Source organism: Mesorhizobium sp. P2_E6 (assembly GCF_056403835.1).
Genome location: NZ_JBFUEQ010000007.1, coordinates 210,136 through 223,215, shown reverse-complemented (window position 1 = coordinate 223,215; position 13,080 = coordinate 210,136). Strand labels below are relative to the sequence as shown.

At 63.6% G+C, this 13,080-nt stretch carries 10 protein-coding genes; 3 read left to right on the top strand and 7 right to left on the bottom strand.

Going from position 1 to position 13,080, the window contains the following annotated elements:
• Positions 1 to 31: 31 nt before the first annotated feature.
• The 3 genes from AC1D08_RS19465 to AC1D08_RS19455 all read right to left on the bottom strand — a co-directional run bounded on the left by AC1D08_RS19465 (position 32) and on the right by AC1D08_RS19455 (position 3,886).
• A complete protein-coding gene (locus tag AC1D08_RS19465; protein ID WP_477423768.1) occupies positions 32 to 1,402 on the bottom strand; it encodes a glutamine synthetase family protein in 1,371 nt (456 codons plus the stop codon).
• Between the two features lie 88 nt (positions 1,403 to 1,490).
• A complete protein-coding gene (locus AC1D08_RS19460) occupies positions 1,491 to 3,047 on the bottom strand; it encodes an amino acid permease (RefSeq protein ID WP_184876729.1) in 1,557 nt (518 codons plus the stop codon).
• A 20-nt stretch (positions 3,048 to 3,067) separates the two neighbouring features.
• Positions 3,068 to 3,886, bottom strand: a complete 819-nt coding sequence (locus AC1D08_RS19455) for an N-formylglutamate amidohydrolase (RefSeq protein ID WP_457150363.1) — start codon at positions 3,884 to 3,886, stop codon at positions 3,068 to 3,070.
• Between the two features lie 237 nt (positions 3,887 to 4,123).
• On the opposite strand from AC1D08_RS19455, the gene AC1D08_RS19450 reads away from it, so the two are divergent.
• The 3 genes from AC1D08_RS19450 to AC1D08_RS19440 all read left to right on the top strand — a co-directional run bounded on the left by AC1D08_RS19450 (position 4,124) and on the right by AC1D08_RS19440 (position 9,503).
• Positions 4,124 to 4,951, top strand: a complete 828-nt coding sequence (locus AC1D08_RS19450; RefSeq protein WP_457150364.1) for a MurR/RpiR family transcriptional regulator — start codon at positions 4,124 to 4,126, stop codon at positions 4,949 to 4,951.
• A gap of 260 nt (positions 4,952 to 5,211) precedes the next feature.
• Entirely contained in the window at positions 5,212 to 6,375 is a 1,164-nt protein-coding gene (locus tag AC1D08_RS19445; protein WP_477423766.1) for an efflux RND transporter periplasmic adaptor subunit, read from the top strand.
• Positions 6,372 to 9,503, top strand: a complete 3,132-nt coding sequence (locus tag AC1D08_RS19440; RefSeq protein ID WP_477227974.1) for an efflux RND transporter permease subunit — start codon at positions 6,372 to 6,374, stop codon at positions 9,501 to 9,503. Before AC1D08_RS19445 ends, AC1D08_RS19440 begins: the two co-directional genes overlap by 4 nt.
• A gap of 51 nt (positions 9,504 to 9,554) precedes the next feature.
• On the opposite strand, the gene AC1D08_RS19435 is transcribed toward AC1D08_RS19440, so the two are convergent.
• Genes AC1D08_RS19435 through AC1D08_RS19420 form a run of 4 tightly spaced genes read right to left on the bottom strand, consistent with a single transcriptional unit; the run spans position 9,555 to position 12,916 of the window.
• On the bottom strand, positions 9,555 to 9,965 hold the full coding sequence (locus AC1D08_RS19435; protein ID WP_095084614.1) for a GtrA family protein: 411 nt from the start codon (positions 9,963 to 9,965) through the stop codon (positions 9,555 to 9,557).
• Positions 9,962 to 10,774: a ChbG/HpnK family deacetylase gene (locus AC1D08_RS19430; RefSeq protein WP_457150367.1), complete on the bottom strand. Its 813-nt coding sequence runs from the start codon at positions 10,772 to 10,774 to the stop codon at positions 9,962 to 9,964. The genes AC1D08_RS19435 and AC1D08_RS19430 overlap by 4 nt, the downstream gene beginning before the upstream one ends.
• A complete protein-coding gene (locus AC1D08_RS19425; protein ID WP_457150368.1) occupies positions 10,771 to 11,760 on the bottom strand; it encodes a glycosyltransferase family 2 protein in 990 nt (329 codons plus the stop codon). The genes AC1D08_RS19430 and AC1D08_RS19425 overlap by 4 nt, the downstream gene beginning before the upstream one ends.
• Complete coding sequence (locus AC1D08_RS19420; protein ID WP_457150369.1) at positions 11,753 to 12,916, bottom strand: glycosyltransferase 87 family protein; 1,164 nt, start codon at positions 12,914 to 12,916, stop codon at positions 11,753 to 11,755. The genes AC1D08_RS19425 and AC1D08_RS19420 overlap by 8 nt, the downstream gene beginning before the upstream one ends.
• Positions 12,917 to 13,080 lie beyond the last annotated feature (164 nt).

Sequence of the window (13,080 nt, the reverse complement as noted above, 5' to 3'; positions counted from 1 at the left end):
AGAGAGGCGGCGCCGACGTTCGCGAACTAGTTTAATACCGCTCGAACCCTCTGTGCAGTTCCCAATCAGTTATGCGGCGGTCGTATTCGAACTGCTCCCACTTTGCGGTGTGGACATAGTGTTCGAGCACATCCTCGCCGAGCGCCTGCTTGAGCATCTTCGACTTCGCCAGCGTCTCGGTGGCGTCGCGCAGCGTCTTCGGGATCTCCGGCAAACGCGACGCCTGGTAGGCATCGCCGACGAACGGCTTCTGCAGTTCCAGCTTCTCATCGATGCCGGCAAGGCCGGCGGCGATCAGCGCCGCAAAGGCGAGATAGGGGTTGAGGTCGGCGCCGCCGATGCGGCATTCCATGCGGATGCCCTTGGTGCCCTCGCCGCACAGCCGGAAGCCTGCGGTGCGGTTGTCCTCGCTCCACATGATCTTGGTCGGCGCGAAGGTGCCGGCCTGGAAGCGCTTGTAGGAGTTGATGTAGGGCGCCAGGAACCAGGTGAATTCCTTGGCGTATTTCAGCTGTCCCGCCGCCCATTGTTGGCCAAGCGTCGACAGCGTCCAGTCGGCCTTCTTGTCGAAGAACAGCGGCGTCTTGCCGTCGGTGCTCCACAGCGAATTGTGGATATGGCTGGAATTGCCGGCCAGCCCGTAATTGTACTTGGACATGAAGGAAATCGCCTTGCCTTCGGACTCGGCAATCTCCTTGGCACCGTTCTTCAGGATGACGTGGCGGTCCGCCATGTCGAGCGCTTCGGCATAGCGCACATTGATCTCTTCCTGGCCTGGGCCCCACTCGCCCTTGGAATTCTCGATCGGGATGCCGGCCGCTTCCATCTCGTTGCGAAGCCGGCGCATGACGCCTTCTTCCTTGGTGGTGATGCCGATCTGGTAGTCTCCGATGTAAGGCGAGGCGGTATCGAGACCCTGCCAGTGTTTCTTGCGGGCGGAATCGTAGGTCTCGTTGAACAGATAGAATTCGAGCTCGGAAGCGAAATAGCCGATATAGCCGCGCTCCGTCAGCCGATTGACCTGTTTCTTCAGGATGGCGCGTGGCGAATGCGGCAGATCGTCATGCGTGTGGTGGTCGAGCACGTCGCAGATCACCAGCGCCGTCTTCTCCAGCCACGGAATGCGCCGCAGCGTCGCCAGATCCGGCTTCATGACGAAATCGCCATAGCCCTTCGACCAGCTCGCCGCCTTGTAGCCGGGCACCGGCTCCATATCGATGTCGGCGGCCAGGAGATAGTTGCAGCCGTGCGTCTCGTCATGCGCGGAATCGACGAAATACTGTGCCAGGAACCGCTTTCCCGCCAGCCGCCCCTGCATGTCGACGATGCAGGCGAGCACCGTGTCGATCTCGCCGCTGGAGACCGCTTTCTTCAACTGATCGAACGAGAAATTTCCGGCCATTCCTTTGGCACTCCAGCGCTTGAGCTTTTGAACGGGTTAAACAAAACCATGGCCGGCGCGATGCCGGCCATGGCCAGGATGGTTGATGTCAGTGACCAGTTTCGCCGACGGCCTGTTCCGCCGCCTTGATGGCTGCCTGACGCGCCGCGATGATGTCGCCGAGCGGCGGACCCTGGAAGCGGTTCCGTTCGAAGGCGAACCAGACGATCGCCGTCAAGATGAAGAAGCCGACGGTGATGTAGAGCGCCCAATCGTTTGGCGGCTGGATGCCGATGACGAAGATCAGGATCATCGACACGATCGACAGGAACGCGAACAGCATGAACACGCCGCGCCCCATGTTCCACGGACCCATCTTGTCCCACTTCGGCGTGCCCCAGGCCAGCATGCCGAGCACGATCGGCACTGTGAAGGACAGGAACAGGAAGATGACGGTGCAGGACACGACGATGGTGTAGGCCGAGGTGCCGGCGACCGAGACCAGCGTCGAACCCCAGACGAACAGCACCGACAGGATCGACGCCGTCCAGATCGCCGCCACCGGCGTGCGATAGGTCGGGCTGACCTTGGCGAGTGCCGATGAGCCCGGCAGGCCGCCGTCACGCGAGAAGGCGAAGATCATACGCGAGGCAGAGGTCACGGTTGCGAGGCCGCACAGAAGCTGCGCGACGAACACGACGAGGTACACGAACTCCTTGATGCCGGGGCTGACGCGCTGGTCGAAGGCCCAGAAGAACACGTTCCAGCCCTGCTTGGCGGCGTCATCCATGTTCGGGATCATCAGCACGAAGGCGGCCAGGAACAAGTAGCCGAAGACGGCCGACCAGATCACCGACATGACCATGGCGCGCGGCACCGAGGAGGCTGCCTTGATGGTTTCCTCGGAGGTGTGCGCGGAAGCATCGTAGCCGGTGATCGTATAGATCGGCAGCAAGAGGCCAAGTGCGAACACCCAGGCATTCGAAACCGACGGCCAGACGCTGGCGCCGGCATCGCCGGAGTAGTTGTGGAAGGTGAACAGCCGGCTGAAATCCCAGGTCTCGGCGGAGAGAAGGCAAACGACCGCGATCAGGATCGAACCGAAGAAGATCAAATAACCCGAGAAGTCGGTCAGCTTCGCCGTCAGCTTGATGCCGAGATGATTGATCAGTGCCTGGGCGCCGGTGATGATGACCAGGAAGATCATCTGGTTGGTCAGCGTGCCCTCGATGCCGAGCGCCGGTCCGAAGGCACCGACGAAGAACGTCCAGGTGCCGACATTGATGGCGCCGAGCACGGTGATCAGGCCGAGCAGGTTGAGCCAGGCCGTGACCCAGCCGGTGCCGCGGTTGCCAAGGATCGAACCCCAGTGATAGAGGCCGCCGGCAGTCGGATAGGCTGAGCTGATCTGCGACATGGCGACCGCGAAGGTCAGTGAAACGAAGCAGCCGACCAGCCAGCCGATGCCGATGCCGATGCCGCCGGCGCCGGACGTTGCCTGGGCCAGCGAATTGATGCCGCCCGAAAGGATGCAGATGATCGAGAAGGAAACGGCGAAATTCGAAAAGCGGCTGAGGCGCCGCTCCAGTTCCTGGGCGTAACCCATGCTGTGGAGGGCCTTTACGTCCTCCGCCTTGTCAACTTCAGTGTAACCCGGTGCTGCCATTGGAAGTCCCCTGTTGGTTCTTAGCTGGCCGATTGAACTGACTTTCCGACTGAATGCGATCTGGTGTATCCGGCCTCCTGTGGCTCCAGATCCGAAAAAATGCCCGTGAGCAGATCCGCCCATTTCCGCTGCCCGGTCTCGCCGGCGATTTCGTCGTTGCGGATCTCGATCATCGCGCACGGCAGGCCGCGCGAACGTGCGTGGCGCTCCAGCGTGAAATAGACGCGGTCGGCCGGCGAATAGGGCTCATTGACGCCGACGGTGACGCCGGCAAGCCGCTTCAGCGCCCCAATCAAAGGCGACGCCAGCCGGCGGTCCTCGTCGTGAATGATGCCGATATGCCAGGGCCGGTTGCGGCCCTTGTAGATCGGCGTGAAGGAATGCACGGACACCAGGCGGGTTTCCTGCCCGCGCGCCAGCCTGCCGTCGACAATCTCCTCGATGGCGGCATGAAACGGTTGCCACGACAGCGCGACGCGGGCCGCGCGCTGCTTGTCCGACAGGCCGGCATTGCCGGGTATCGTCGTGGTCTCGCTGACCGGCGGCACCAGATCGGGCGCATCCAGCGGACGGTTGCAGTCGATGACGAGCCGCGAAATGCGGGTTTCGACCAGCGTCGCGTCGAGCGCCTCGGCCATGCGGCGGGCAACAGGCAACGCGCCGGGATCCCAGGCGATGTGACGGGACAGGTCCTCGGCGGCAAGGCCGAGCGTGCCGAATTCGGCCGGCAGGAAATTCGAGGCATGATCGCAGGTCAGCACGAAAGGGCTTGATCCGCCGGGGTTGGTCACCCTCACGGTATCAGACGATGCAAGGCTGGCGGGCCGTGCTTGCTCCATAGTCTGCCGTCCCCGGGGAGCGCTGTATCGTATGTTACGTATTTTGTCTCATTGCGTCCCTATGGATGATTTCATACAGTTTACCCGGTTTTGTCAAATGCGATTTCGGAAAAGACAGTGGACAGGGCCGAAGCATTTTGCAGCCAGGTGGAATCACCTGACGTCGCAAAAATGCGGCCAAGACAAACAGACGGAGCCGGATGGGTTTAGCCATTCCGGTCCGGGGGCGGGGGAAAGATGATTTCCAGCATTGCCGAACTGATCGCCGACCGCGTTGGCACGATGCCGGCCAGTGAAAGGCGCGCGGCCCAGACCCTGATCGCCAGCTATCCGATGATCGGCCTCAAGACGGTTGCCGAATTCTCGGCCGCGGCTGGCGTCTCGTCGCCGACGATCCTGCGCTTCGTTGCCCGGCTCGGCTTCCAGAATTACCCCGAATTCCAGTCGAGCCTGCAGGACGAACTGGCGGCGCAGCTGCAATCGCCGGCCATAAGGACGCTCAACCCGCCCTCGCCCGGCGGCGGCACCGCGTCACCGATGCTGGAAGCGACGCTCGACAATATGCGCGAGACGTTCAGGCACCTGTCCGACAAGCAGCTTGCCGACATCGCCGCCCGCCTTGCCGACCGACGCGGCAAGACCTTCCTGATCGGCGGTCGCTTCACCGATCCGCTGGCGCGTTACATGGCCGCCCACCTCGCCATCATCCAGCCCGAGGTCTTTCACCTCGCCGGCCAGGAAAGCATGTGGCGCGACCGGCTGATCGACATGGGCAAGCGCGACGTGCTGGTGATCTTCGACATCAGGCGCTACCAGGACAGCCTCCTCCGCTTCGCCGAAAAGGCACACCAGCGCGGCGTTCAGATCGTGCTGTTCACCGACCAGTGGCTGTCGCCGATCGCCCGCTTTGCCCGCCACGTCATTGCCGGACGAACCGCGGTGCCGTCGGCATGGGACTCTTCGGCAGCCCTCTTCGTCGTCGCCGAAACACTGATCGGAGCCGTCACAAGGCAACTGGAAGCAGAAGGCGCCAAGCGCATCCGCGAGATGGAAGGTCTGCGTTAGACCGTCAACGTTACACAGATTTAATGTGCGCTGACACTGGCGAGTTGTCATAAAGGCGCGATATCGGGGCGTCTTCTTGCCTTAGAATAGCCTCGCTGCGTCTGCTTCCTTTCGGGAAACCGGCAATGCATGTCGCTCAAAAGTGGCCCCGGTTTTGAGATAGCGACATGCATAAACAAAAGACCTAAAGCGCGTCACATGAATCCGTTTCGACGCGACGCGCTTTAGACGGAAGGATTGTTTTGCCTACCGGAGTGCCGATGGCCGCCTGGAAACAGATACTTTTCGCGCTTGTGGTGCTGGTCGTGGCTTCAGCCGCCTGGCTGCGCTTTTTTCCGGGCGCACCCGAGGTGCTGGCACGCTGGGGGATAGACTGGGTATATGCGGCAACGCCCCCAGCTGAAACCGGTGCCGCCAGCACGAAGCAGGCGAACGGCGGCAATGGCGGCAACCGGCGGGTGAACGTGGTCGCCCTGGCCGCCACTACGGCGACCATCAACGACCGCCTTCAGGCGATCGGCACCGGCCGTGCCAATGCCTCGGTGACCGTCAATCCATACAGTTCCGGCCGCCTTGCCGAACTGCTGGTCGAATCCGGCAGCCATGTCGACAAGGGACAGATCATTGCCACCCTCGATTCCGAGACCGAGGTGATCGCGCAGGATCGTGCCAAGCTCGTCTTACAGGACTCGCAGAACAAGCTCGACCGGGTGAAATCGCTGCGGGCTTCCAACGCAGCGACACCGGTCGCCGTCGCCGATGCCGAAGTGGTGCTGGCGGTCGCCAAACTGGTACTTCGCGATGCCGAACTTGCCCTGCAGCGCCGCTCCATCATCGCACCGATCGCCGGAACCGTCGGCATCCTTCCAATCGCCGCCGGCAATTATGTGACCAACCAGTCGGCGATCGCCACGCTCGACGACCGCTCCAGTATCCTTGTCGATTTCCTCGTGCCCGAACGCTTCGCCGCCGCCGTCAAGGTCGGCGCGCAATTGACGGCGACGCCGATTGCCAATCCCAGCAAAGCCTACACCGGCACCGTTTCGGCCATCGACAACCACATCGATGAAAAGAGCCGCACCCTTCTGGTCAAGGCCAAGATCGCCAACCCGGCCGATTCGCTGCGTGCCGGCATGTCGTTCGGCATCACCATGAAGTTCGCCGGCGAGACCTATCCGGCCGTCAGCCCGCTGGCGATCCTCTGGGGCTCGGACGGCGCCTATGTCTGGCAGATCGAGGACGGCAAGGCCAGGCGGGTCCCGGTGCGCATCATCCAGCGCAACACCGAAACCGTGCTGATCGACGCGGAGATCGACAGCGGCGACATGGTGGTGACCGAAGGCACCCAGAGCGTCAGTGAGGGCGGTGCTGTGCACATCGCCGGCGAAGAGCAGCGCGCCGAGGACGCCGCTCAAGGCTCATGACCAGCCCTGTCAACGCCGCCAGCGACACCGGCTTTACCGCCCTGTTCATCCGCAGGCCGGTGATGGCCTTCGTGCTGAACACACTGATCGCAGTCGCCGGCCTGGCTGCCTTCTATGGCGTCGAGATCCGCGAACTGCCTGACGTCGACCGCGCGGTCGTCACGGTCTCGACCGCCTTCGCAGGCGCGGCGGCCGAAACCGTCGACCGTGAACTGACCGACACCATCGAAGGCGCTGTCGCCCGCGTCTCCGGCGTCAAGTCGATCTCGTCGTCTTCCTCCTTCGGTTCGAGCCGCGTCACAATCGAGTTCAACGACGGCGTCGACCTCAACGTCGCCGCCTCGGACGTGCGCGATGCGGTCGGCCGTGTCGCCAACCTGATGCCGGACACGGCCGATCCACCGCGCATCGTCAAGGCCGACGCCAATTCCGACCCGGTGATGCGACTGGCGGTAACTTCGGACAACATGTCGATCCAGGACATGACGGTGGTGGTCCAGGACCAGATCGAGGACGAACTGGCCGCCGTGCCCGGCGTTGCCGACGTCCAGATCTATGGCTATCGCGACAAGATTTTCCGGATCGACGTCGACCAGAACAAGCTCGCCAGCCTCGGCTTCACCGTCGCCGACCTCAGGACGGCGCTTGCCTCAGTCGCTTTCGATTCCCCGGCCGGTTCGATCACCACGACAGACCAGGACCTGATCGTCCGCACGACAGCGGACGTGACCACGCCCGAGGAATTCGAAAACATCATCATCGGCGGCACGACGCGCATCCGCGACGTCGCCACCGTCACGCTGGGCCCCGATGTCGGCCAGACCACGCTGCGTTCGGACGGCAAGACCGGCATCGGCATCGGCATCATCCGCCAAGCGGAATCGAACACGCTGGACATCTCGACCGGCGTTCAGGCCGCCGTCGCCAAGTTGCAGGAGAACCTGCCCAAGGGCATGTCGATCAAGATCACCAGCGACGACGCGGTTTTCGTCAACGGCGCGGTGCACGAGGTCGAGATCGCACTCGGCCTGTCCGTGACCATGGTGCTGATCGTCATCTATGTGTTTCTGCTTGACTGGCGCGCAACGCTGATCCCGGGACTGTCGATGCCTGTTGCCATGATCGGCACCATCGCCGCCATCTATCTGGCCGGCTTCTCGGTCAACATCCTGACCCTGCTCGCTTTGGTGCTTGCGACGGGACTGGTCGTCGACGACGCCATCGTCGTGCTCGAAAACATCGTGCGACGACGCAATGAAGGCATGGGCCCGCGCGCCGCCGCCGTGCTCGGCGCTCAGGAAGTGTTCTTCGCCGTCATTGCCACGACTCTGACGCTGGTCGCCGTCTTCGTGCCGATCTCGTTCTTGCCCGGCCAGACCGGTGGCCTTTTCCGCGAATTCGGCTTCGTGCTCGCCATGTCGGTGCTTTTGTCCTGCGTGGTGGCGCTGACGCTGTGCCCGATGCTCGCCTCGCGCATGCTGTCGAGCGCCTCGCTCCACCATGACAGTGGCCACGGCATCGGCGCTCGCATCGGCGGCGCGCTGAATTCAGCCTACAAGCGCGCCCTGCACGCTTGCCTCGACGCGCCATGGATCGTGCTTCTGGTCGCGGTGCTGTTTGCCGGCACCGCCTTCGCGCTGTTCGGCACCATCCGCCAGGAACTGACGCCGACCGAGGACCGCGCCGCCGTGCTGTTGCGCATCAGCGCCCCGCAAGGTGTCAGCCTCGACTACACGACGCAGCAGATGCAGAAGATCGAGAAGCTGATCCAGCCGATGCGCGAGTCTGGCGAGATCCGCAGCACGTTCGAGAACGCCGGCCAGAACGGCTCCTACAACTCAGGCTTCATGGTGATGACGCTGGCGCCGTGGAACGAGCGCAGCCGCAGCCAGCAAGAGATCATGGCCGAGATCAGCCAGCTTACCAAACAAGTGCCGAGCGTGCGCATCTTCCCGGTGCAGCCCAACAGCCTCGGCATTCGCGGTGCCGGCAACGGGCTGCAGTTCGCCCTGGTCGGTAATAACCGCAAGGCGCTCGGCGACGCGGCGGTCAAGATCATCGCCGGGATGCAGAAGGACCCGCGTTTCCAGACACCGCGCCTGTCGATCGATCCGACGCAGCCGCAACTGGCCGTGGCCATCGACCGCGAGCGCGCCTCCGACCTCGGCATCGACATCACCGGGATGGCCAACACCTTGCAGGCCATGCTCGACGGCAACGACGTCGTCGACGTCTATATCGCCGACCGTAGCTACGGCGTGAAGCTGGTCTCGACCACCAACCCGATCAACGACCCGACCGACCTGGAGAACATCTTCCTGAAGACATCAGACGGCCGCTTCGTACCGATGTCGACCATTGCCACGCTGACCGAGCGTGCGGTGCCGCCGTCACTATCGCGCGAGCAGCAGCAGCCGTCGGTGGCGATCACCTCCAACCTCAACGGCGATTTCGCGCTCGGCGATGCGCTGACCCGCGCCGAGGAAATCGCCACGCCGCTGCTACCGGCGGGCAGCCGCATCCTGCCGCTGGCCGAGGCGGCAACGCTGGGCGAGACCAACAGCGGCATGGTGACCATCTTCGGCTTCGCGCTCGTCATCATCCTGCTGGTGCTGGCCGCCCAGTTCGAAAGCTTCGTCAGCGCCGTCATCATCATGGCCACGGTGCCGCTGGGTCTTGCTTGCGCCATCTTCGCGCTGCTGCTCTCGGGCACCAGCCTCAACGCCTACAGCCAGATCGGCCTGGTGCTGCTGGTCGGCGTCATGGCCAAGAACGGCATCCTGATCGTCGAATTCGCCAACCAGCTGCGCGATCGCGGGCTTGGCGTGCGCGAAGCGATCGAGCAGGCCTCGGTCATCCGCGTGCGGCCGGTGATGATGACGATGATCTGCACCGTGCTCGGCGGCTTGCCGCTGGTGCTGGCGAGCGGCGCCGGTGCCGAGGCGCGCGTGGCGCTCGGCTGGGTCATCGTCGGCGGACTGGGCCTTGCCACCGTCTCGACGCTGTTCCTGACGCCGGTCGCCTATCTCTTGCTGGGCCGCTTCGTCACGCCGAAGACCCATGAGGAAGCGCGGCTGAAGCGCGAGCTCGAGGAAGCCGCCTATGCCAATGTTGAACCGGCCGAATAGAGAAATCCCAAGAAAGTGTGTCGCGGTTTTCCGCCCGTGAATACGCAGTGCCTATCTCAAGAACCGGCCTTCGATCGACCAGCGCGCGGCGAGGAAATTCAGCACCGCCGCCACCACGACGCCGCCGATCTTTGCCGGCCAAACTCCGACGGTAGCGGCAAACAGCGCGATCGAAAGGCTGGAGACACCGAGCGAAATCAGCGCCCCTAGCGAGGCGAAACGAAGGAAGGCGTCACGCAGCCGAATGGCTTGATTGCGCTCGAACGCCCAGAAGCCGTTCGCCACGAACGAAAAGCTGACGGCGATGAACCAGGCAACGATGTTGGCGGGCACCGGCGGCATCTGCAGCTTGAGCAGCAGGTAGAAGCTGGCAAGGTCGATGGCCGTGTTGGCAAGTCCGACGATGGCAAAGCGGACGATCTTGTTGCCGGTCGAACGCCGGGGCTGGTCGGCGCCGCTCATCCCTTGCCATCCATGATTGCGACACCGGCGCGGGCCAGGCTGGCGCCGAAATCGTCCGATGCCAGGACCGCGAATTCGACCTCGCGCACGCTTTGCATCGGGTCACGCGCGCGCAACGTCTCGTCGACATGGCCGGGGTGGCACATGAACAGCCCCCGTTCCGGCAATGCCTCGACGGCGGCCTGCAGCACGGATGCGAACTTTTCGGGCCGCCGCCAGTCATAGATGCCGGCGAGCGGTTCGAAGACGGTGAAGCCGGCATGCTGCATGGACCGGTTGAACCCGACGGCGAGCGCTGCGATCGCGGCGACTTTCGGCGCCGTGCCGGCCAGTGCCGGCGCGCCGCGCAGCGCCGGCCTGTCGGCTTCGTCGTGCAGACGCGCGCGCAGCCATGTGCGCACGACGGGAAGAAAATGCACATGCTGATGCCCGTCGACGAAATCGGGGCGGCGCCCGAGTGCTTCGACGAAGCGGCTGTACTGGGCGTCGAGTTCGGCATGCACATCGCGGTCGTCGATGCGGCCGCGCAGAACAGGCAATGCCAGCGAGCGGAGTGGTGGCAGCCGGCCTTCCGGCGCCAGGCTCGACCGGCCGGTGACGGCTGGCTGGTCGGTCAAGGTAAGATGCAGCCCGACCGCGACACGGCCACACAGGGGCTTTATGCGCTCAGCCTCCTGCGCCCATTGCGCAAAGCCGGTCATGCAGCTGGTACCGGTCAGGCGCCCACGATCGAGCAGGTCAAGGATCGCGGCGGAAACGCCTGGCGCCAGGCCGTAATCGTCGGCGATCAGGCGGATGCGCCGCGTCATGCCTCGCGAGCGCCCGGTGCCAACCTGTCGGGAGCGACGTCGCTGCGTACGACATCGCGCACGATATAGACCGGCCGATCCTTGCTTTCGCTGAGCGTGACCCAGACATATTCGCCAATCAGCCCGAGAAGGGTCAGGTTGAGGCCGCCGAGCAGGACGACGGCGACCAGCAGGCTGGGATAGCCGGGAACGGCAATGCCGTAGAAGATCACCTCGAAGAACACCTTGGCGCCGTAGACCGCGCCGGCAAATGCGGCAAGCAGCCCGCTGAGGCTGATCAAGCGTAGCGGAATGACGGAAAAGGAGGTGAAACCTTCCAACGAGAAGGCGATCAGGTTGAGCCGGCTCCATTTCGACGTGCCGCTGGCGCGGTTCTCCGGCGAATAGGGCAACGCCTTCTGGCGGAAGCCGGCCCAGGCAAACAGGCCCTTGTTGAAGCGTCGTTTGTCACGCAGGCTGGTCAGCGCACGCGCCACGGCACCGCGCATGACGCGAAAGTCGCCGGCATTTTCGGGAATGTCGAAACGCTGGCTGCTGTTGATCAGGCTGTAGAAAAGCCGCGCCAGCTGACTGCGTCGCCAACTGGCCTCACGCCTGTCGTTCTGCGCGTAGACGACATCGATGTCGGGATGCTCCACCAACTCGGCGATCATCTTCAGGCTGATGTCCATCGAATGCTGGAGGTCGGCGTCCATGATCAGCACCATGTCCCCGCGCGACTGGTCGAGGCCGGCGAGCACGGCCACTTCCTTGCCGAAATTGCGGCTGAGGCGGACGATCTCCCATGACCCCGTCAGCACCTGCGAAAACCGTTTGGCGCCATCGTCGCGGCTGCCGTCGTCGACCAGGATCTTGTGCACGTCCATGCCGAAGCGCTCTGCCACCGCTGCCTCCAGCGCGGCAAGCAACTCGGCGAAGGCCAATGCCGACGGCGCCTCGTTGAGGAACGGCGCGACGATATCGAGTACCGGCCGCGACTCAGCCATTTGCGACCCCCGCATTCACCACCTTTTCTCCCGCCTTGGCCCAGAACCACCAGATCAGGGAACAGGCGATGAAAGCAATCGCGATCGGCCTGAACCAGGGGTAGAGGAAAGCATGCACATGTTGCTCGACGCCGGTCAGCCCGGTCGCGAACAGCGCCGTCGACAGCACCGAGGCGAGGACTCCGCCTCGTTCCTCGCGCCACAAAAGGGCGATGGCGAGCCCGGCAGGCACGGCGATCATCGCATAGGTGTTGGGCTCGACGCGCGGATTGAAGACGCACATGTAGAAAGTGGCTGTCAGGAAGATCGCCAGCCCGGCCGTCCCCCGTTCGAGCTTGCGATCGAACCAGAGCACGGTCGAGAGCGTCAACAGGCCGGCCACGAAGCGCACCGCCGTGGCGCCGGATTCCGCGATGGGCATCCCCGCCGCCGCAAAAGGCGCGGTGAAATCGGAGGCAACAAAGCGGCTGGTCTTGTCGACCGCCATCGAGGTCAGCATGCGGGCGAAATCAAGATACTGGCCGTTCAGATAACTGGCTGGCGCGAAAGCATAAGGTATGGCGAGCACGACCAGCACCGCCAGCACCAGCACCGGGATCAGCCGGGGGCGCAGCCCTCCTGCCAACAGCAGCATGATGATAGCGGTCGGCTTGGCGATGACGGCCAGCGAAGCCCAGAAGAAGGTCTCGGCGCGCCGACCTTCAAGCGCCGAAAGCGTAAGGAGCCAGCAGGCGCCGGTCAGCAGTATTGTCGATTGTCCGTTGCGGATCGCGCCGAGCGCCAACGGCAGAGCGAGGAAGAGACCGAATGAAAGCAGCCAGGTCAGTTGCTGACCGCCGAGCTTGCGAACCTGCCGCATTGCGGCAAAGGTCAGCACCGCGAAGCCGAGGGCATGCCACACCAGGCCGCCCAGATGGGGGCCCAGCTTCAGCAGCGGAACATAGAGCGCGGCAAAAGCCGGCGCGTAGAGATACCCCATCTGGGAGCCAAGATTGTAGAGCGGCCGGCCGGCCAGAAATTCCTCGCTGCCAAATCTGTAGGCCCCCAGCACCGAATGCGTGTCCGGCGACCACAGGACCATGACAAGAACGATCAGGAACGCTCCGATCCACATGCTAAGTCCCAAACGGTCGAAAACCGGGTTGGCAATCGTCATCAAGTCACTCCACACCACCCCGAAACAGGCCCTTGCCCGCGCCGTCAGGCATTCGATGGCGGCGGCATATCACGGACAAAGCGGCGCGGCATAGAGGGCTGAAAGAGTGGATGGTGCCCCGACGGCACCGGCGGCAGCCGGACATCGCCTTTTTTGGCGTCGAG

Bases quoted from the DNA above. Each gene is read 5' to 3' on its own strand.
- AC1D08_RS19465 (WP_477423768.1), bottom strand. From the start codon at position 1,402: ATGGCCGGAAATTTCTCGTTCGATCAGTTGAAGAAAGCGGTCTCCAGC.
- AC1D08_RS19460 (WP_184876729.1), bottom strand. From the start codon at position 3,047: ATGGCAGCACCGGGTTACACTGAAGTTGACAAGGCGGAGGACGTAAAG.
- AC1D08_RS19455 (WP_457150363.1), bottom strand. From the start codon at position 3,886: ATGGAGCAAGCACGGCCCGCCAGCCTTGCATCGTCTGATACCGTGAGG.
- AC1D08_RS19450 (WP_457150364.1), top strand. From the start codon at position 4,124: ATGATTTCCAGCATTGCCGAACTGATCGCCGACCGCGTTGGCACGATG.
- AC1D08_RS19445 (WP_477423766.1), top strand. From the start codon at position 5,212: ATGGCCGCCTGGAAACAGATACTTTTCGCGCTTGTGGTGCTGGTCGTG.
- AC1D08_RS19440 (WP_477227974.1), top strand. From the start codon at position 6,372: ATGACCAGCCCTGTCAACGCCGCCAGCGACACCGGCTTTACCGCCCTG.
- AC1D08_RS19435 (WP_095084614.1), bottom strand. From the start codon at position 9,965: ATGAGCGGCGCCGACCAGCCCCGGCGTTCGACCGGCAACAAGATCGTC.
- AC1D08_RS19430 (WP_457150367.1), bottom strand. From the start codon at position 10,774: ATGACGCGGCGCATCCGCCTGATCGCCGACGATTACGGCCTGGCGCCA.
- AC1D08_RS19425 (WP_457150368.1), bottom strand. From the start codon at position 11,760: ATGGCTGAGTCGCGGCCGGTACTCGATATCGTCGCGCCGTTCCTCAAC.
- AC1D08_RS19420 (WP_457150369.1), bottom strand. From the start codon at position 12,916: ATGACGATTGCCAACCCGGTTTTCGACCGTTTGGGACTTAGCATGTGG.